General features: G+C 73.5%; 15 protein-coding genes. 9 read left to right on the forward strand and 6 right to left on the reverse strand.

The genetic code is table 11. From position 1 onward, the window contains the following. The first annotated feature begins 241 nt into the window (after nucleotides 1-241). The 3 genes from nhaA to ACQEVZ_RS15380 all read left to right on the forward strand — a co-directional run bounded on the left by nhaA (nucleotide 242) and on the right by ACQEVZ_RS15380 (nucleotide 3,009). Nucleotides 242-1,426, forward strand: a complete 1,185-nt coding sequence (gene nhaA, locus ACQEVZ_RS15370; RefSeq protein ID WP_433366790.1) for a Na+/H+ antiporter NhaA — start codon at nucleotides 242-244, stop codon at nucleotides 1,424-1,426. A gap of 184 nt (nucleotides 1,427-1,610) precedes the next feature. After that, on the forward strand, nucleotides 1,611-2,606 hold the full coding sequence (locus ACQEVZ_RS15375; protein ID WP_344512958.1) for a sodium:calcium antiporter: 996 nt from the start codon (nucleotides 1,611-1,613) through the stop codon (nucleotides 2,604-2,606). A 46-nt stretch (nucleotides 2,607-2,652) separates the two neighbouring features. Next, on the forward strand, nucleotides 2,653-3,009 hold the full coding sequence (locus tag ACQEVZ_RS15380; RefSeq protein ID WP_363410090.1) for an STAS domain-containing protein: 357 nt from the start codon (nucleotides 2,653-2,655) through the stop codon (nucleotides 3,007-3,009). A gap of 78 nt (nucleotides 3,010-3,087) precedes the next feature. Here the strand turns inward: ACQEVZ_RS15380 and ACQEVZ_RS15385 are convergent, their stop codons facing one another. The 3 genes from ACQEVZ_RS15385 to ACQEVZ_RS15395 all read right to left on the reverse strand — a co-directional run bounded on the left by ACQEVZ_RS15385 (nucleotide 3,088) and on the right by ACQEVZ_RS15395 (nucleotide 6,176). Then, nucleotides 3,088-3,867 (reverse strand): hypothetical protein, encoded by a 780-nt coding sequence (locus ACQEVZ_RS15385; protein WP_433366793.1) that lies wholly within the window; start codon nucleotides 3,865-3,867, stop codon nucleotides 3,088-3,090. A gap of 242 nt (nucleotides 3,868-4,109) precedes the next feature. After that, nucleotides 4,110-4,769, reverse strand: coding sequence for a hypothetical protein (locus tag ACQEVZ_RS15390; protein WP_433366796.1), 660 nt, complete (start codon nucleotides 4,767-4,769; stop codon nucleotides 4,110-4,112). Nucleotides 4,770-4,889: 120 nt separating this feature from the next. Beyond that, nucleotides 4,890-6,176 (reverse strand): citrate synthase, encoded by a 1,287-nt coding sequence (locus tag ACQEVZ_RS15395; RefSeq protein ID WP_433366799.1) that lies wholly within the window; start codon nucleotides 6,174-6,176, stop codon nucleotides 4,890-4,892. 254 nt (nucleotides 6,177-6,430) lie between these two features. On the opposite strand from ACQEVZ_RS15395, the gene ACQEVZ_RS15400 reads away from it, so the two are divergent. Both ACQEVZ_RS15400 and ACQEVZ_RS15405 read left to right on the forward strand, forming a co-directional pair. Beyond that, nucleotides 6,431-6,904 (forward strand): hypothetical protein, encoded by a 474-nt coding sequence (locus tag ACQEVZ_RS15400; protein WP_344512948.1) that lies wholly within the window; start codon nucleotides 6,431-6,433, stop codon nucleotides 6,902-6,904. After that, nucleotides 6,901-7,572 carry a class F sortase gene (locus ACQEVZ_RS15405; protein WP_344512946.1) on the forward strand — a complete coding sequence of 224 codons (672 nt, stop codon included), beginning with the start codon at nucleotides 6,901-6,903 and terminating at the stop codon, nucleotides 7,570-7,572. The genes ACQEVZ_RS15400 and ACQEVZ_RS15405 overlap by 4 nt, the downstream gene beginning before the upstream one ends. On the opposite strand, the gene ACQEVZ_RS15410 is transcribed toward ACQEVZ_RS15405, so the two are convergent. Then, nucleotides 7,532-8,650 carry a hypothetical protein gene (locus tag ACQEVZ_RS15410; RefSeq protein ID WP_433366804.1) on the reverse strand — a complete coding sequence of 373 codons (1,119 nt, stop codon included), beginning with the start codon at nucleotides 8,648-8,650 and terminating at the stop codon, nucleotides 7,532-7,534. The genes ACQEVZ_RS15405 and ACQEVZ_RS15410 overlap by 41 nt on opposite strands. Nucleotides 8,651-8,916: 266 nt before the next feature. On the opposite strand from ACQEVZ_RS15410, the gene ung reads away from it, so the two are divergent. From ung to ACQEVZ_RS15425, 3 genes are all read left to right on the forward strand, one after another. Continuing rightward, nucleotides 8,917-9,591, forward strand: a complete 675-nt coding sequence (gene ung, locus ACQEVZ_RS15415; protein WP_433366807.1) for a uracil-DNA glycosylase — start codon at nucleotides 8,917-8,919, stop codon at nucleotides 9,589-9,591. 7 nt (nucleotides 9,592-9,598) lie between these two features. Beyond that, nucleotides 9,599-11,308 (forward strand): DUF5931 domain-containing protein, encoded by a 1,710-nt coding sequence (locus ACQEVZ_RS15420; RefSeq protein ID WP_433366810.1) that lies wholly within the window; start codon nucleotides 9,599-9,601, stop codon nucleotides 11,306-11,308. Nucleotides 11,309-11,876: 568 nt separating this feature from the next. Further along, the gene (locus ACQEVZ_RS15425) at nucleotides 11,877-12,509 is read left to right on the forward strand and encodes a response regulator (RefSeq protein WP_433376773.1); all 633 of its coding nucleotides are present in this window, start codon (nucleotides 11,877-11,879) and stop codon (nucleotides 12,507-12,509) included. 2 nt (nucleotides 12,510-12,511) lie between these two features. Here the strand turns inward: ACQEVZ_RS15425 and ACQEVZ_RS15430 are convergent, their stop codons facing one another. Further along, on the reverse strand, nucleotides 12,512-12,811 hold the full coding sequence (locus ACQEVZ_RS15430) for a hypothetical protein (protein WP_433366813.1): 300 nt from the start codon (nucleotides 12,809-12,811) through the stop codon (nucleotides 12,512-12,514). A 109-nt stretch (nucleotides 12,812-12,920) separates the two neighbouring features. On the opposite strand from ACQEVZ_RS15430, the gene ACQEVZ_RS15435 reads away from it, so the two are divergent. Beyond that, nucleotides 12,921-17,201, forward strand: a complete 4,281-nt coding sequence (locus tag ACQEVZ_RS15435; protein ID WP_433366816.1) for a PspA/IM30 family protein — start codon at nucleotides 12,921-12,923, stop codon at nucleotides 17,199-17,201. Nucleotides 17,202-17,275: 74 nt separating this feature from the next. On the opposite strand, the gene ACQEVZ_RS15440 is transcribed toward ACQEVZ_RS15435, so the two are convergent. Then, nucleotides 17,276-18,169 carry a Gfo/Idh/MocA family protein gene (locus ACQEVZ_RS15440; RefSeq protein ID WP_433366819.1) on the reverse strand — a complete coding sequence of 298 codons (894 nt, stop codon included), beginning with the start codon at nucleotides 18,167-18,169 and terminating at the stop codon, nucleotides 17,276-17,278. Nucleotides 18,170-18,195: the final 26 nt, after the last annotated feature.

Raw genomic sequence — 18,195 nt, forward strand, 5'->3', positions numbered from 1 at the left:
CCCCTTCTCCGACGGCCCAATCGACCGCCGGAACGGGAACCTGAGAGCAAACACGGCCCGAACGCCGCGGGCACGTGGCGGGCCGGGACACGGACATGAGGACCCCGGCGGCGGAGGCGACCGGGCGGCGCGTTGCGGTCCACAGTGGATCGTCGGCCCGATGGGGGTACCATTCGCCGCAGGTGTGCCGGGAAGTCTGGTCGGCGGACAGGATGAGTCTGCCCGCTGGAGGAGGCCCCCGATGGCACGTCGCACCGCACCGCGGCTGGACATGCTGCTGGAGTTCCTGCGCCTGGAGACGACCGGCGGCAGGCTGCTGCTCGTGGCGACCGGGCTCGCTCTGCTGTGGGCAAACCTGCCCGGCGGCACGTATGAGTGGTTCTGGTCGCTGCGCCCGCCGTCCTCGGCGCTGCTCGACGCGCTGCACCTGGACCTGCCGCTGGCGGGCTGGGTCACCGACGGGCTGCTGACCGTCTTCTTCTTCGTCGCCGGGCTGGAGGTCAAGCGCGAGCTGACCGTCGGGGAGCTCGCCGGCTGGCGGGCCGCGGCGCTGCCGGTCGTGGCGGCGCTCGGCGGGATGTTCGTGCCGGCGGTCGTCGCGATCGTCGTGTCCGGCGGCGCCGCCTCGCACGGCGGGGCGTGGGCGATCCCGGTCGCGACGGACATCGCGTTCGCGCTCGGGGTCCTGGCGCTCGCGGGCTCGGCCCTTCCGTCCGGGGTGCGCGTGCTGCTGCTGTCGCTCGCCGTCATCGACGACCTGGGCGCCATCACGCTCGTCGGGGTGTTGTTCGCGCACGACGTCCGGGTGTGGTGGCTGGCCGCCGGTTTGGCGTTGTGTCTGCTGTACGGGCTGCTGCACCGCCTCCGGTACGCCCCCGCCTGGCTCGTCGTGCCGGTCGCGGCCGGCGCGTGGGTGTGCGTCCAGGGCGGCGGCGTCCACGCCACCGTGACGGGCATCCTGCTCGGGTTGCTGACGCCGGTCCGGGCGGCCGCCGCGGACGCCGAGTCGCCCTGTGACCGGCTCCTGCACCGGCTGCACCCCGTCTCGGCCGGCGTGATCGTCCCGGTCTTCGCGCTCGCCGCCGCGGGCATCCCCCTCGCCGCGGCCGGTGACGTCATCGGTGACCCGCTCGCGCGGGGGGCCGCGGCCGGGCTGCTCATCGGCAAACCGATCGGGATCATGCTCGGCGCGTGGCTGGCGGTGCGGGTCGGGCTCGGCGCGCTGCCGCCGTCGGTCCGCTGGGGTGACGTGCTGCCGGTCGCGATGCTCGGCGGGGTCGGCTACACGGTGAGCCTGCTGATCGCCCGCCTGTCGGTGCCCGGCGGCGGCGCCGACACGGCCGCGGCGGCGGTGCTCGGGGCTTCGATCGTCGCGGCGGTCCTGGCCACGGTCCTGGTCCGGTGGCGCGGCAACGCCCGGTCGTGACCGGCCGGAGAAATGGTGAGACCGGCATCCACGGGGGAAGACGCCGGTCTCGATAAAAACGATAAGGCTCACGAGCGCATTCCGCCAGCCGTGCGGGGACTGATTCCCCCGGAACCGGTTACGGATCGCGGGATCGACAGGGGGAGGTACTGTGTCGGTCCGTTGACCCGGACCTAGGAGACTGATGTCGACGCTGCTCGTCGTCGGGCTCGGCCTGCTCGGGCTGGCGCTGCTGACCGTGGGCGCCGACCAGGCGGTGGTGGGCGCGAGCCGGCTCGCGACGCTGCTGCGGGTCGCGCCGGTCATCGTCGGTGTCGTCGTGATCGGGCTGGGCACCAGCGCCCCCGAGTTCGTGGTGTCCGGCACCGCCGCGGTCCGCGACAACGCGGGCCTGGCGCTGGGCAACCTCGTCGGCTCCAACATCCTCAACGTGACCCTGGTCCTGGGTGTCGTCGCGGTCGTGTCACCGGTGATGGTGCGCTCGTCGGTGCCGGTGCGGGAGGCGCCGCTGATGGCGGCCGCGGTCGCGGTGTTCGGCGCGTTCGCGCTGGTCGGGCTGAAGTTCGTCGCCGGGCTGCTGCTCGCCGTCCTCAGCGTCGGCGCGCTCGCCCTGCTGGTGCGGCTGTCCCGGGTACAGGACGGGGATCCGCTGCCCGAGGACGTGGCCGCGTTCGTGTCGCCGGTCCGGGCGCGCCGCTGGTGGGTCTTCTGGTCGCCGGGGCCCCGCCGCTGGTGGGTCGAGGCGCTGCGGACCGTCGCCGGGCTCGCCGCGACACTCGGCGGGGCGCAGCTGCTGGTCGACAACGCGGTCACGCTCGCGCACCGGTGGGGCGTCAGCGACCAGGTCATCGGCTTCACGCTGGTCGCGTTCGGCACGTCGCTGCCGGAGCTGATGACGTCGGTGCAGGCGCAGCGGCGCGGCGAGGGCGACCTCCTCGTCGGCAACCTGCTGGGCAGCAACATCTTCAACAGCCTGATCGGCGGCGCGGTCGTCGGTCTCGCCGCGGGCAGCTCGACGATCGCGCCGTTCGGGTTCGCCGCGGTCACCGCGATGGTGTTCGCCGCGGTCCTCGCGTGGCTGCTGCTGTGGCGGGGCAGCAGGATCACCCGCCCGGAGGCTTGCGTCCTGCTGGCGGCGTACGTGTGTGTCCTGCCACTGCTGATCTCCGCCAACCCGTGAGTTTCCGTTTGGCGGGACTGGGTACGCGACTCGAATGGGCGACGCGATGGTCCGGACACACCGCTCCGGAGACGTACTTGTGGTGGAAGTGTTGGGTCCTCTGGAAGCCGCGACGGTAGGCGCGCTGCGGTCCGTGGTCCTCGACACGATCGACGCCCACCGGCCGGCGGTGCTCACCGTCGACCTGCGGCGCGTCCCGTTCATGGACTCGATCGGCATCGGCACCCTGGTCGCGATCAACAACAAGGCCCGTGACGTCGGCGGCCGGATGGAGGTGCGCAGCCCGTCACCGTTCGTGCACCGGCTCCTTCAGGTCACCGGGCTGACGGAGCTGTTCGGGCTGCCCGACCTTCCCGTCGACGCCCCGGTCTCGGGCGCCGGCCTGATCCTTCCATCGTCCTAGGTCTTTCCGGTTCCGTTTTCCGGCGTCGGTACCGGCGGCGCCGCCCACTTCGATCGCCGTCTTTGATCGGCGTCGGCGTCAGTACCGGTCGACGATGACGCTGGAGACGCCGGCGGTGTTGTCGATCTCGTACCTGTCGGCGGCGGCCGGGTCACCGCTGGAGAACGCGGCGCCGCCGGCCACGCCGTCGTGCCGGGTGCCGTCGAGCGTGACGCTGCCGGCGCCGCCGCCGGCGACGACCTTCACGGGCCCGCCCTGCGGCAGGTGCACGCGGAACGTGGAGGCGCCGCCGTTCATCCGCACGGGCACGACGCCCTTCGCGGCGGGCAGGGTCAGCTCGATGCTCGACACGCCCCCCACGTATTCGACGCCGCCGATCTCACGCAGCCCGCGCAGGTCCGCGGTGTTGCTCGTGGCACCGGCCGTGAACCGGACCGTCCAGCGGACGGCACGGTTGAGCTCGACGCTGACGACGCCCCGGTCGGCCTTGCCGTTTCCCGAGTCCCGCAGTTGCACGCCGACGCGGCCGTCGACGCTGGTGACGCTCGGGACCGTCCGGCCGTCGCCGGGCGTGCTCACCCGGAACAGCGTGTCGCCGAGGTCCGCGGCGGTGACCGTGACCGCGGTGGCCCCGCTGAGCAGGTCCAGGGTCGCCGGGTCACGGCCGGCGACGGGCGCGGTGACGGTGTGCTGCGCGCCGCCGCCCCGGGGATGCTGGATCCGCCAGATGAAGACCGTGACCGCGGCCAGCACCAGGATCGCGAGCAGGATCATCCCGCCGATGAGCCAGACGGTGCGTGGGGACGGCCCGGCGGCGTGCGCGGGGGCCGTGGCGCGGGGGCGGGAGACGGTCACCATGCCGATGTGGTCTCCGCGTCGGTGCGCATCGAAACGCGTCAGCGTCCTACTTCAAGACCGGGGCCGCCGCCACGGGGGAAGCGGCGGCCCCGGCGTCCTTGGGATGCAACGCAATGTACTCCCAAGGTGAGCCACTGCACAGCCCCCAAACCGTGCCGTCTTCCCGCCTTCCGCGGAACTGTCCTATGTAGAGCGTCCGGCCGCACGCAACCGCACACAATCCCACAGCATCAGCCGATTCCTCAGCGGAGTGCCGCGGCGCGGCGGCCGGCCTCGGCCGGCGTGAGCAGTTCGCCGTCCAGCACGACGGCCCAGAAGGCGGACAGCGGGATCCGCTCGAACAGCGGCGAGCCGAGCCCGTCGAAGACCCGCTCCGGCGCCAGCTTCAGCGACGTGGTCACCACGATCGTGGGGATGCTCTGCGCGAGCGCCAGGGTGCCCTTGATGTTGAGCACCCTGGTGGGGCTGATCGCGTCGGCACCGGCGATGCCGGTCACCGGCAGCAGTCCTTCGGTGCCGGGCGCGTCGACGGTGCCGGCGGGCAGCTGCGCCGCGACGGCCTTCACGAGGGCGCTGCTGGGGGCGGTGCGGGCCCAGCCGCCGCGCTGGTGCAGCAGGCGCGTCGCGGTGGCGACGCTCGCCTCGACGTCGCGGTCGAGCTGCTCGCGGATCGCCCGCAGCGCCGGTCCGGGGTCCTCAGCGTTCGCGGCGCGGGCGATGTGCCACATCGACGCGTACCCGGGCAGCAGGCCCGGCAGGGGCGCCACGACCGCACGCAGCGTGACCGGGTCGTGGACGAACTCGGCGAGGCCGTCGAGGACCTGCCGGGCCACGCCGGTCGCTCCGGACGTACGGTCCTGCACTGCCGCGGTGAGTAGCGGCGACAACGTTGGCGCGCTCATGAAACCGGTCTCCCCTGTCGAAAACGGACAACGACCCCAGATGGACCTCATGTATGAGACAGCCGGGGTCGATCTCCGTCAAGGTACAAACGAGCAAGAACCGGTCGGCGCTGCGGGTCTTTACCGACCAGCAATCGGCGTGTAATCCCGGGCGCCGTAACCGATGTAGACCTGGCGCGGGCGGCCGATCTTGGTCTCCGGGTCGTTGATCATCTCGCGCCACTGGGCGATCCAGCCGGGGAGCCGGCCGAGCGCGAAGAGGACGGTGAACATCGTGGTCGGGAAGCCCATCGCCTTGTAGATGAGACCCGTGTAGAAGTCGACGTTCGGGTACAGCTTGCGGGAGACGAAGTACTCGTCGGAGAGCGCGATCTCCTCGAGCTGCATCGCCAGGTCCAGCAGCGGGTCGGGCTTCGCCATCCGGCCGAGGATCTCCTGCGCGGCCTTCTTCACCAGCGCGGCCCGCGGGTCGTAGTTCTTGTACACACGGTGGCCGAACCCCATCAGGCGGGTGCTGGAGTCCTTCTTGTCCTTGACCCGGCTGACGAAGCTCGCGATGTCGCCGCCGTCGTTGTGGATCTGCTGGAGCATCTCCAGGACGGCCTGGTTGGCGCCGCCGTGCAGCGGGCCGAAGAGCGCGTTGACGCCGGCGGAGACGGAGGCGAAGAGGTTGGCCTGGCTGGAGCCGACGAGCCGGACCGTGGACGTCGAGCAGTTCTGCTCGTGGTCGGCGTGCAGCAGCAGGAGCATGTCGAGGACCTTGACCGCGACCGGGTCGATCTCGTACGGCGTCGCGGGGACGCCGAACGTCATCCGCAGGAAGTTCTCGACATAACCCAGGGAGTTGTCCGGGTACAGCATCGGCTGGCCGATCGCCTTCTTGTAGGCGTACGACGCGATGGTCGGGACCTTCGCCATCAGGCGGATCGTGGAGATCTCGACCTGCTCCGGGTCGAACGGGTTGAGGCTGTCCTGGTAGAACGTCGACAGCGCGCTCACCGCGGAGGACAGCACCGCCATCGGGTGCGCGTCGCGCGGGAACCCGTCGAAGAAGCGGCGCATCTCCTCGTGCAGCAGCGTGTGGTGCTGGATGCGGCCGGTGAACTCCTCCAGCTCGGCCGGCGTCGGCAGCTCGCCGTGAATGAGCAGGTAGGAGCTCTCCAGGAACGTCGAGCGCTCGGCGAGCTGCTCGATCGGATAACCCCGGTAGCGCAGGATGCCCTCGTCGCCGTCGATGTAGGTGATCGACGATACGCACGAGGCTGTGTTGACGAACCCGGTGTCGAGCGTGACCTGACCCGTGTCCTTGAGTAGTTTGGAGATCTCGAGACCCTCGGGCCCTTCCGTCGCCTTGCGTGCCGGCAGGCCGAGCTCGCCGTCCGGGTATGTGATCTTGTACTCACTCATGCGCGTCGTTCCCGTCTCGTCCCGCAGTCCGGCTCCTGGCCGCGGCCGCCATTGCCCGCGACCGGCGCTTATGGCGCCGACGCGCAGGATTCCAGATGCACCCGCCCCACGGTGAGGCGGGTCGCTCACGTGCGACATTTCCTACTCGTCAACCTCTTGACCAATCTTCCCACAGCCGTCGCGGACGCACTTCTCGGCGAGTTCCTCCGGCACGGGTGTTCGGCGGTCACCCCGCCTTGGTGGCCAATGGGAGCATGCGAAGAATCCTGCTGTCCGGCGGCGTGATCGCCGGCACGACGGCCGCGCTCGCCCTTCCCGGCGTCGCGTCGGCCGAAGGCGCCGGCTCGGTCACCCCGGACACGGTGAAGCCGGGCGGGAGCGTCACCTTCAGCACGGTCTGCCCAGACGGCGTGAAGTCCGCCGACGTCTCCGGCACCGTGCTCGGCCTGGCGGCCCGCATCCCGATGGAGGCGAGCAAGACGCCCGGTTCGTTCTCCGTCTCCGTCGACATCCCCGCGTCGATCTCCGCCGGCACGTTCAACGTCAGCATCGACTGCGGGGACGGCAGCTCTTCGGTGGTCAAGCTGATCGTGACGCCCACCGGCGGGGTGCCGACCGGCGGCGGGTCGACCGCGCGGGGCCCCAACCGCTCGCTGATGGCGGTCGGCGGCGGACTGCTGCTGGCCGGTGCCGCCGGGGCGCTGTTCCTGCGACGCCGCACGGTGTGAGGCACCGGCACCGGCCCCGGCACCTGCTCGTCAGGTCCAACGGCACCTGGCGCGGCGGCACCGCCGTGGGCGTCATCACCCTGGCCGTCGCGGGTGTCTCGCTCGTCGGCGCCGGCTACGGCGCGGGCCCGCCACCACCCGTCGTGGCGGCCTCCTCCGGTGCGGGCTCGGCCGGGATCGCGGGCGCCGCCGTGGCCGCGTCCACCCCGGTCAGGCTGCGCATCGGGGCGATCTCCGTCGAGGCCCCGGTCGAGCGGGTCGACGTCGACCGCGACGGCACGCTCATCCCGCCCTCCCTGCGCGAGGCGACGAAGGTCGGCTGGTACGAGCGGGGACCGACGCCCGGCGAGAACGGCAACTCCGTCATCGTCGGGCACGTCGACACCGCCGGCAGCGGGCCCGCGGTGTTCTTCCGGCTCGGCCTGCTCAAACCCGGCGACGCGATCGTCGTGGCGCGGCGCGACGGCTCGTCGGTCACGTTCGCCGTCGACGGCGTGCGGCTGTACTCCAAGCACGAGTTCCCCGCCGGCCTGGTCTACGGCCCGGCCACCCGCCCCCAGCTGCGGCTGATCACCTGCGGGGGCACGTTCGACCGGGCGACGAGCACCTACTCCGGCAACACCGTGATCACCGCGACGATGGTGTCGTGGCGAGCTGGTCCAGGGTGACGGCGTGGATCCGGCCGGCCGGCACCGACCGCTCCAGCAGCATGTTGCGCATGACCCCGACCGCGAGCGGCGAGCCGCACAGGTAGACGTCGTGCGACGTCCACTCGGCGAAGTCCACCACCACCTGCGGCAGGGATCCGCTGAGGTACGGGTGCGCCGGCCCCCTCGCCACCACCGGGTGCACGGTGGCGTGGGCGCAGGCCGCGGCGTGCTCGCGCAGCGACTCCAGGTCGTACAGGTCGTCGCGGGTCGAAACCCCCCAGAACAGGTGGATGACCCGGTCGTCCTGGCGGGCCGCCAGCTCGTCCAGCAGCCCCTTCACCGGGGCGACGTGCACGTCCTCGGCGACGATCAGGATCGCCCGGCCGTGCTGCTCGATGACGAACTCCCCCTCGGCCCGGTGCAGACGGACCGCGTCGCCGACCCGCGTGCCGTGCACGAGCGCGCCGGTGGCGTCGTCGCCGGGAGTCGCCTGCACGTGCAGCTCCAATCGGTTGCCGTCGGCCGGCGGGGCGGAGATCCAGCAGGGCCGCCACGCGCCCGGCACCATCGGGTGCTCGATGACGGCGCGCTGCCCCGCCCGGGCCGGGTACGGCAGGTCGATCGCCAGGCGCAGCACCGCCACGTCGTCGCGGCGCTGGTCGTGGGCGACGACGGTGGCCGTCCAGAACGGGGTGTCCTCCTGCTGCATCGCCTTTGCCTGGCGCAACCAGCCGACGACGAACCGCCAGGCCTCCCGCAGCGTGTCCGGGTCGTCGGTCTGCACCGCCTCGACCAGCGCCGCCTCGAACAGGTCCAGCTGGCGGCTGTGCGGCCCCATCAGCGCGTCGAGCGCCGGGGCCAGCTGCGCGAGCTGCGGCACCACGGCGCTGGGCTGGTCGAAGTGGTCCAGCAGCCACACGAAGCCGCGCCCGGCCGCGGCCTGGTCCGCCGCGATCGCGCTGTGCAGGACCGTGCGCTGCTCCTGGGGCACCTCGGCGAGCCGCGCGACGACCGACCGCACGTCGCGCACGCTCTCACGCAGCCGCTGCTGGAGCTGCGCGAGATGGCCCAGATCGCCGGGTTTCGGCCCTTCCACCGGCGCGTCCTGTGCAAGACTGTCCTTTGGCTGATCTTGGTGACGCCTGGGCCGCGGTGACGCCGCCCGATCCTGGGCGGCCTGCTCCAGCTGGGCCTGTCGCCATGCCCAGAGCACTGTCAACGGTTCGCCGCCATGTCCGACCGGTCCTACGTGCGCCACGCTTCCAGTCTCCCGGGTTCCGCACGGGAACGCGGGGATATGTCGGAATTGGCAACACTTTGCCCAGCTCCAAAATGTCGTACCTCTTTCGTAGAGTGCGGTGCATGTCGTTGGATTTGCTCGAGCTGCTCCCCGCCGGCTGGCGGGACCTGATGAAGCCGCACCTGGATCTCGAGATCGTGCACAAGCTCGAAGCGTTCGTGGAGGCGGAGTATGCGGCCGGCGCCGTCTATCCCCCGCTGCCCGACCTCTTCACCGCCTTCCGGCTCTGCTCCCCGGAGGCCGCGCGGGTGCTGATCCTCGGCCAGGACCCCTACTTCAAGGAGGGCCAGGCTCACGGGCTCAGCTTCTCGGTGCGCCCCGGCGTGTCGATCCCCCCGTCGCTGCGCAACGTCTACAAGGAGCTCCGCGACGACCTCGGCGTCACCCCGCCCACCAACGGTGACCTCACCGGCTGGGCGAGCGACGGCGTCCTGCTGCTCAACGCGGTGCTCACCGTCCGCGCCGGCAAGGCCGCCTCCCACGCCAACAAGGGCTGGGAGCACTTCACCGACGCCGCGATCGCCGCGCTCAACTCGATGCCCCGCCGGGTCGTGTTCGTCCTCTGGGGCGGCTATGCCCGCAAGAAGGCCGTCCTGGTCACCAACCCCCAGCACAAGGTCATCGAGGCCGGCCACCCCAGCCCGATGAACCCCGCCGGTTTCCTGGGCTCGAAGCCCTTCAGCCAGACCGACGCCGCGCTCGTCGAGGCCGGCCTGCCGCCGGTCCGCTGGGTCTGACCCCGCCGTGAAGGCCCTCGAGGGACCGTTGTGGCGGGCGCTGCTGGTCTTCCGCATCGCCGCGCTCGGTTATGCGGCCGTGCTGATGATCGGCAACTTCCGGCACTACTACTGGCCCCTCGGCGGCTGGCTGGTCCTGTCCGTCATGGCCGCCTGGACGGTGGTGAGCAGCCTCGCCTATGCGCGCCCCGAGCGCCGCGGCTGGCCGCTGCTCACCGCCGACCTGGCCGTCACCGCCTGCTGCCTGCTCTCCACCCGCTGGATCGTCCAGCCCGACGGCCTCGGCGTCGGCGCCCCCACCCTGCCGATGGCGTGGGTGGCGAGCCCGGTCGTCGCCTGGGCCATCTCCGGCGGCCGACGCCGCGGCGCGATCGCCGCCCTGCTGATGAGCGTCGCCGACGTCGTCGTCCGCGACGGCTTCTCCCAGGCCACCGTCAACGGCCCCGTCCTCATGCTGCTGGCCGGCGTCGGCATCGGCCACATCGCGCGCCTCGCGATCGACGCCGAGGCCCGCCTGCAGCGCGCGACCGAGCTCGAGGCCGCGACCCGCGAGCGTGAGCGCCTCGCCCGCGGCATCCACGACTCCGTCCTGCAGGTCCTGGCCCTCCTCCAGCGCCGCGGCGCCGAGCTGGGCGGCGAGGCCGCCGAGCTGGGCCGCCTCGCCGGCGAGCAGGAGGCCACGCTCCGCGCCCTGGTCACGTCCAGCGGCCCCCTCCAGCACTCCACCGGCCGCTCCACACCGGCCTCCGGCCGCCGCCCGTTCCGCCTGTCGCGCGCCGCCTCGGTCTCCGCCGCAGGCCCTCCACCTCTCCGGGCCACCCCTCCCCCTGCGACCACCGCGGTGTCCACGGCTTCGGGCGGCGCGCGGGCATCCGACGGGTCCGGCAGGTCGGGGGCGAGCGCCACCCGCGGCGCTCCGGGCTTCCTGACCTGGCGCCGGCGGACGTCACAGCCCGCCGCGCCCCGCGCCGACACCGACCCGCCTTCTGCGGCCGCTGGTTCCGACGCCAGCGCTTCGGGCGGCGCGCAGGCGGCCGACGGTTCCGGCAGGTCAGGGGCGAGCGGCACCCGCGGCGCTGGTGCCCCGGCCCTCCAGGCCCCCCATGGCACCGACGCCCAGCCGCCCTCTGCGGCCGCCGCAAGCTCCGGCGCCACCGCGGTTCCCGCCGCTTCGGGCGGTGCGCGGGCAGCCGGCGGTTCCGGCAGGTCGGGGGCGAGCGCCACCCGCGGCGCCGCTGGGTTCCTGACCTGGCGCTGGCGGGCGTCACGGACCGCCGCGTCCCGCGCCGCCGGCTCCCGGGGCCTGCCCGGCTGGGACGACACCGGGCACGACCTGGTCGACCTGCGCACCCTTCTCGACCGTCACAACGCGACGGGGGTCAGCGTCGCCACCCCCGCCACCGAGGTCCTCCTCCCAGCCCCGGTCGCCGCCGAGGTGGCCGCGGCCGTCGCGGCGGCCGTCGACAACGTCCACCTCCACGCCGGCCCGGCCGCCAAGGCCTGGCTGCTGGTCGAGGAGCTCGACGACACCGTGACCATCACCATCCGCGACAACGGCCCAGGCATCCCCGACGGCCGCCTCGCCGAGGCCGAGCAGGCCGGCCGCCTGGGCGTCGCCCAGTCCATCCGCGGCCGCATCCGCGACCTGGGCGGCACCACCATCGTCACCAGCAGCCCCACCACCGGCACCGAGATCGAGCTCCAAGTCCCCCGCTGACGCCAACCCCGCGCCTGCCAGGACGCTCCCGCCTCTGAGCCGCACGCTGGTGTGCGGTTTCCCTGGCGACTCCCAAGCCCACAGCCAGTCCAGCGTCCGCACCGCAACAACAGATGCAGCGCCGAACTCACACCGCCGAGCAGGCCGGCCGTCTGGGCGCCGTCCAGTCCATCCGCGGCCGTACGCGACCCTCCGCGGAGCATTGTCAGCGTCTGCCCCATAGGACGCTCCGAAGGCGACCCGGTAACGCAAGACCTGATGCTGTGCCAGCTGTAGTCACGACAAGCCGACGCTGCAGTGCTCCGCCGGCTCTGCGCCGTACCGACGCCGCCTCTTGCTCCGCCGTCACGCTGAATGCCATCTCGTCCATCGCCGCCTCGCTGGGTGCCGCCTCTTACCTCACGGCGGCGCCGGGCAGCATCCATCAACCTCGGTGGTGTTCGCACGGTTGCCGGGGTCTCCATGAACCCGAATGGTTGTGGCGGTCCTGGGTGGCAGGGAGCGGGCGGTTGGTTCGGTGGCGGGCCGATAGGGTGCTCGTGTGGACGCTGCGGGACGGCTTCGGGTCATGGTGGTGGATGACCATCCGATGTGGCGCGAGGGTGTCGCCCGGGATCTGGCCGAGGCGGGGTACGAGGTCGTCGCCGCGGTCGGGGAAGGGGCGCAGGCGATCCGGATCGCGGGGTCGGTGCGGCCCGACGTCGTGGTGCTCGACCTGCAGCTGCCCGACCTGTCCGGGGTGGAGGTCATCCAGGGGCTGCTCGCCTCGTGTCCCGAGGTGCGGATCCTGATGCTGTCGGCGAGCGGCGAGCAGCAGGACGTGCTCGACGCCGTCAAGGCCGGCGCCACCGGGTACCTGGTGAAGTCCGCGGCACGGGAGGAGTTCCTCGCGGCGGTGCGCCGGACCGCTGAGGGTGACGCCGTGTTCACGCCCGGGCTGGCGGGGCTGGTGCTCGGCGAGTTCCGGCGGCTGGCCAGCGTGACGCGGGCCGAGGACCCGGACACGCCGCGGCTGACCGAGCGTGAGACCGAGGTGCTGCGGCTCGTGGCCAAGGGCGTCACGTACAAGGAGATCGCCGAACGACTCGTGCTCTCGCACCGCACGGTGCAGAACCACGTGCAGAACACCCTCGGCAAGTTGCAGTTGCACAGTCGCGTCGACCTCGTGCGGTACGCGATCGAGCGAGGGCTGGACGAGTAGCGTCACACGCCGTAGATGTCCAGCAGGTAGTGGCCGAGGACGGTCTGCGTGTGCAGGTCGAGGACCAGGACCAGAAAGACGTTCGGGGTCTCACAGTTCACCAGGACGTGCTGCAGACCGCCGTTGGGCATCTGCCACGCGTAGTTGACGCTTCCTTCGCTGAAGTCGTGCCCGCCAAGGTCCTCCTCGGGGATCGCGTCGAAGTAGGGCCAGAAGTCGAAGGGCGGCTCGTCGTCCGGGCCGATCTGCTTCGGCTCGGGCTCCATCGTCGCCTTGTACTCAGCCTCGGTGAGCAACCGCATCCAGCCAGCATGCCCCGTCACACACCGGACAGGAAGATCCTGTTACTCAGACGGGGATGAGTAGGGCACCGGATACCCGCAACCACCTTGCGGCGTCATCCTGATCACCATGACGACGTACCCGTGCCCGTTCTGCGGCGGCCAGGCCGACCTTGACGCCGGCTGCTCCGGCTGCGGTCGCCCGCCGTTCCCCGACGCCGCGGAGGTGGTGCGGCTGGGCGCCCGGGCCGGCGAGCTGCTCGTCGAGGTCGAGGCGGCCCGCGCGGAGCTCGACGAGGCACGCTCCAAGTACCAGGCGGCGGTCCAGCGGCTGAACGCGGTGCGCGCACAGCGCAACATGCTTGCGGCACGGGTCAGCCAGGCGGTGGAGATGGCGCGCCGGGCACTCTCCGAGGCGGCAGCGGCGTCGGTACGGCCGGCGCCCGCACCCCCGCAGCCGCCGATCCGCCCCGTGCTCGTGCCGGGCCCGGGCGGTCCGGCGGTCCACGGGCCGGCCGCGGTGCCCCCGGCCGCGGCGCCGGCGGCGGAGGCCAGCCCCCGCACGGTGCAAAACCTGCTGTTCATCCTCGGTGGCCTGCTGCTCGGCAGCGCGGCGATCGTGTTCGCGGCCGTCGCCTGGGCGAGCTTCGGGGTGCTGGGCCGGGCCGCGATCCTGGCGACGGTCACGGTCGTCACCCTCGCGGTGCCGCCGCTCGCGCTGGCGCGGGGGCTGCGGTCCACGGCCGAGACGTTCGCCGCGCTGGGGCTGCTGCTCGTGCTGCTGGACGGCTACGCCGCCTGGTACGTCAACCTCGCCGGGCTCGCCGACACGACCCGGCCGAGCACGTACGCGGGACTGGTCTTCGGGGTGACCGCCGTCGTCGCCGGCGGGTATGCGCTCGCAACCGGCTTGCGGGGTCCCCGCTTCGCGGCCCTCCTCGCGGTGCAGCCGGTGCTGCCGTTGCTGGCGGCCGGCAGGTCCTTCGAGGCGACGGGCTGGACGCTCACGTTCGTCGCGGTGGCGGCGCTCGACGTGCTGCTCGCCCGGACGGTGGAGAAGGCCGCCTGGGTCGGCGCCGGGATCGCGGTCGCGACCGCCGCGCCGCTGGGACTGCTCGCACTGTCCACCGTGGACGGCGTGACCGGCGCGCTCGGCGCCGGCGGGGCGATGCTGGCCCTGGCCGCGGTCATCGTCGCCGCCGGCCTCGCCCACCGGACCACCGCGCACGTCGGCACCGCGGTGGCGGTCGGCATCGTCGCGCTCGTCGCGGTGCGGATCCTCGCGGAGGTGCTCCCGGACCACCGGGCCATCGCGTTCGCGTGCGTGCCGGTGCTGCTCGCGCTCGCCGCGACCGTGCTGCCCGCCCGGGTCCGTGCGGGCGCCCGGGTCGGCGCGTACGTCGTCGCCGGCACGACCGCGGTCCCCTACGCCTACGCCGCCCTGTTCGCCGCCGGGTCGGCCGTCGACGCGGCCCTGCCCGCCTGGCACGGCCCGGCGTCCACCCTGGCACGGATCTTCTCCTGGCAGGTGGCGGCCGCTCTGCTGCCCGTCGCCGCGGCCGTCTTCGTCCTCACCCGGTCCCGCCTGGTGGTCTGGCCGACGCTGGTGCTGCTCGCGTTGGCCGTCCCGGGCACGTTCGACGCCCCGCTGCCGGTGGTGTCCGTGCTCGACTTCGCGGTCCTGGCGGCCCTCACGGTCACCGCGCTGCGCTGGTCCACCCGGCCCGCGCCTACGCCTGTGGTCGGACTCGCCGCCCCGTCGCCCGCAACACCCTTGCAGGAGCCGTCGCCCGTCGCCGACCGGGCGCGGACGGCAATCCCGGCCGGGTGGTGGGCGGCGACGGCGCTACCGGTCGTGGCGGCGCACGCGGTCCTCGTCGGGCTGGACACGCCCCTGGCGACGCTGCTCACCATGGCCGGGTTGACCGTGATCTGTGCGGTCTTCGCAGCGCGGAGCGGGTCGGCCAGGTTCGCGGCGCCGGGGATCACCATCGGGCTGGCGGGATTGCCGCTGCTCGCGGCCGCCGCGGTCCGGCTCGCCACCAACGGTGAGGCGTGGTCGGTGCCGGCGCCGATGTTCGGCGCGGCGGGCGGCCTGGCGCTGGCGACGGTCCTGGCCACCGTGGCCCTGGGCAGGTTCGCCCGGACCCGGAACGGAATGGGCACACCGCAGAGCACGTCCCCAGCGCCGCACGGCGCGACCGGCCCGGCGCAGGGCGGGATCAGCGCGGCGCAGGGCGGGATCAGCGCGGCGCAGGGCGAGGTCGGGGCAGCGCAGAGCGGGATCGGCGCAGTTCAGGGCGCGCCCGAGGCCCCGTTCGGCGGGATCGGCGCAGCGCAGGGCACGTCCGAGGCGCAGCACGGCGGGGTCGGTCCGGCGTACGGCGGGATCGGCGCGGGGCAGGGGACGACCGGGGTGGGACCGGACGGGTCGGGTGGGGTCGGCTGGGCGGGGGTGCTCGGGGTCGCGCTCGGGGGGCTGGGGGTGACGCTGGCCGCGGTCGGGTTGTCGGTGGCCGATGGGGGGCGGTTGCCGTTCGGGGTGTTCGCGGCCGGGGTGATCCTCGCGGTGTGGTTCGCGGCGACCGGCGCGGCCGGGTGGGGGCGGGCCCGCGACGGGGGTCCTGCCGCGGGAGGAACGGCGGGCGCATGGCTGGTGACGGCGGTGCTGCCCGGGGTCGTCCCTGCGGCGGTCGTGCTGATCGCGGTGGTGCCTGCGGTGTTCGAGACGTTGGTGCGGCCGTACCGGTGGCTCGGGGCCGTCTGGCAGGGGGCGCCCGGCGGCGTGGGGCTTGATCCGGGCGGGCGTTGGTGGGCCGGGGAGGCGCAGGCGTTCGGGCCGGGGCCTGCCGCGGCGGCGCTCGGGCTGGTGGCGGTGCTGGCGGTCCTCGTCGCCCGGCGGACCCGGACGGCCGTGTGGACGCTCGCGGGGGCACCGCTCACCATGGCCGTTGTCCTGGGGTGCCTGGCTGCCGAGGCGCCATGGCCGGTGGTGCCCGCGGTGACGCTCGCGGGCGGGCTCGGCACGGCGCTTGCCGCGGCGCTGGTCAGGCCCGGTGCGCGGGTGATGCGGGTGAACGTGGGGGCGTTCACGTGCTGGTTCACGGCCGGGGCCGGGTTCGCCGGGTGTCTCGCGACGAGACCGGCCACCCTTGCCGCTCTGGCGGCCGTCCTGGTGACGGGCGCGGTCGTCGGCGTGGCGGGGCGGACCGCGGCGGCCAGGACGGTCGGCTGGCTGGTCGGTGCGGTCAGCGCCGGCTGGCTGGCGTTCGCCTCGGCGCGCGCGGCGGAGCTGCCGTTGCGATGGGCCGGCTACTGGGTCCTGCTCGCGGCCGCCGCCGTCCTCGCGGCGTCGGTGGTCGTCCGCCGGCTGCGCCCGGCCGCAACCGGCGTGCAGGGCGGCGGCGCACAGGTCGTCCCTGGGCACTACGGCGCCTCACCGGCGGCCGCCTCGCAAACGGGAGCCGCGCAGGCCGAGGCCACACACGCATGGGCCCCGCCCTCAGGGCCCACGCAGGCAGGAGCCACGCAGGCGGGGCCCATGCACGAAGGGGCCACGCAGGCACGGATCGCGCAGACGGAAGCAGCGGCGGCAGGAGCAGCCGCAGCCGCCATCCACGCAGGGGCCGCACAGACGGAAGCCGTGCAAGCGGCACCGGCAGGCGCAGGAGCAGGAGCGGCGCAGGGCGGCTGGACCCAGGGCGGCGTCGGGCAGGTCCGGGACGGTCAGGGGCGGAACGGGCGGGCCTGGGAGGGGCTCGTGCTGGAGGTGGTCGCGCACGCCACGGCGGTGGTGGCGTTCCTGCTCACCAGCGGGGACCTCGCCGCGATGGCCGGGATCAGCAGCCTCTGGGGGCTCGCGCTCGGGCTGCGGGCGCTCGCCGGCGGCCCCAGGGTCGCGTTCGCGGGGGTGGCCGGGGCGGCGCAGCTGGTCGCGTACTGGTTGGTGCTGGCCTCGAACGAGGTGGCGCTGCTGGAGGCGTACACGCTGCCGGCGGGCGCGGTCGCGGCGGGCGTCGGCTGGTACGCGACGCGGAAGCGGGCGGTGGTGGGACAGCGGCCGCTCGGGAGTTGGGTGGCGTTCGGGCCGGCGTTGCTCGCGGCGTTCGGGCCGAGCCTCGCATCGGTGCTGGTGGTCGAGGGCGAACCCGTGCGGCGACTGCTGCTCGGGACCGGGGCGCTGGTCGTGGTCGTCGTGGGGGCGGTGCGGCGGCTCCAGGCGCCGGCCGTCACCGGCGGACTGGTGCTGACGGTCGTCGCGTTGCACGAGGTCGCCGTGTACTGGGACCTGCTCCCCCGGTGGGCCCCGCTCGCCGTGGCCGGGCTGGTCCTGGTGGCCCTCGCGACGACGTACGAGCGACGCATCCGCGACGTGCGACGCATCCGCGACGCGGTGACCCGGATGCGCTGAACCCGCCCGGATCCCCTGAAACCCGCCCGGATGCGCTGAAACCGGCGCAGAAGCGGCTGAAACCCGGTGGAACGTCAGACGGTGACGATCGTCTGGGTGCGGCGGGCCTGGTCCGCCGCGCTCAGAATCCCGGTGATGAGCGCCGCGTAGCGGACGTCGCACGGGTGCGGGGTGCCGGCGGCCGCGGCGATCAGGGCCGTGACCGCGTGGCCGAAGGCGTCGACGGGGGTGTCGGTGCCCCACGCGGGCAGCGTCAGGGCGCCGTGCTCGCCGAAGTACGAGAACCCGAACGACGTGGCGTCGGGAGCGGCGTCCAGGGTCAGCGACAGGGTGCTCGCGGCGCCGCTGTCGTGCCGGAGCAGGAGGTGGACGGTGTCGTGGGGCCCGTCGGCGGCGCTGAGGTCGACGACGGGGCCGAGCAGCGGCAGGATCACCGAGAGGGCGTGCGGGCCGAGGTCCCAGAGCCCGCCGTGCTCCTTGCGCCAGGTCGAGCCCGCATAGGGGTTGCCGGGCTGGAAGATCGAGGCGTACATGGTGGCGTGCGCGGCGTACCAGCCGCCGAGCGCGGCGTTGTCGCGCAGGAACGCGTCGACCGCGGGGATGAAGCGGTTGGTGAAGAACACGACGGACGCGACCCCGGTCGCGTCGGCGGCCTCGACGACGGCGGCGGCGGACTCGACGGTCAGCGCGAGCGGCTTGTCGAGCAGGAGGTGCTTGCCGGCGCGGGCGGCCCGGGCGGCGAGGCTCGCCTGGATCTCGGGCGGGAGCGCGACCGCGACCGCGTCGACGTCGTCCAGGAGGGCGTCGACGTCGTCATACGCCTTGGCCCCGAACGGCTCGGCGAGCGCGGCGGCCTTCGACGGGGAGCGGCCCCAGACGCCGGCGAGCGTGGCGTCAGGATGCGCCGCCAGGGCCACCGCCTGTGTCTTCGCAGCCCAGTGTCCCGTGCCCAGCAAGCCGAATCGCATCGGGCCATTCTCCACGAACGCCGCCC

The sequence above is a fragment of the Dactylosporangium sp. CA-152071 genome (genome assembly GCF_050936335.1).
Lineage (GTDB): Bacteria > Actinomycetota > Actinomycetes > Mycobacteriales > Micromonosporaceae > Dactylosporangium > Dactylosporangium maewongense.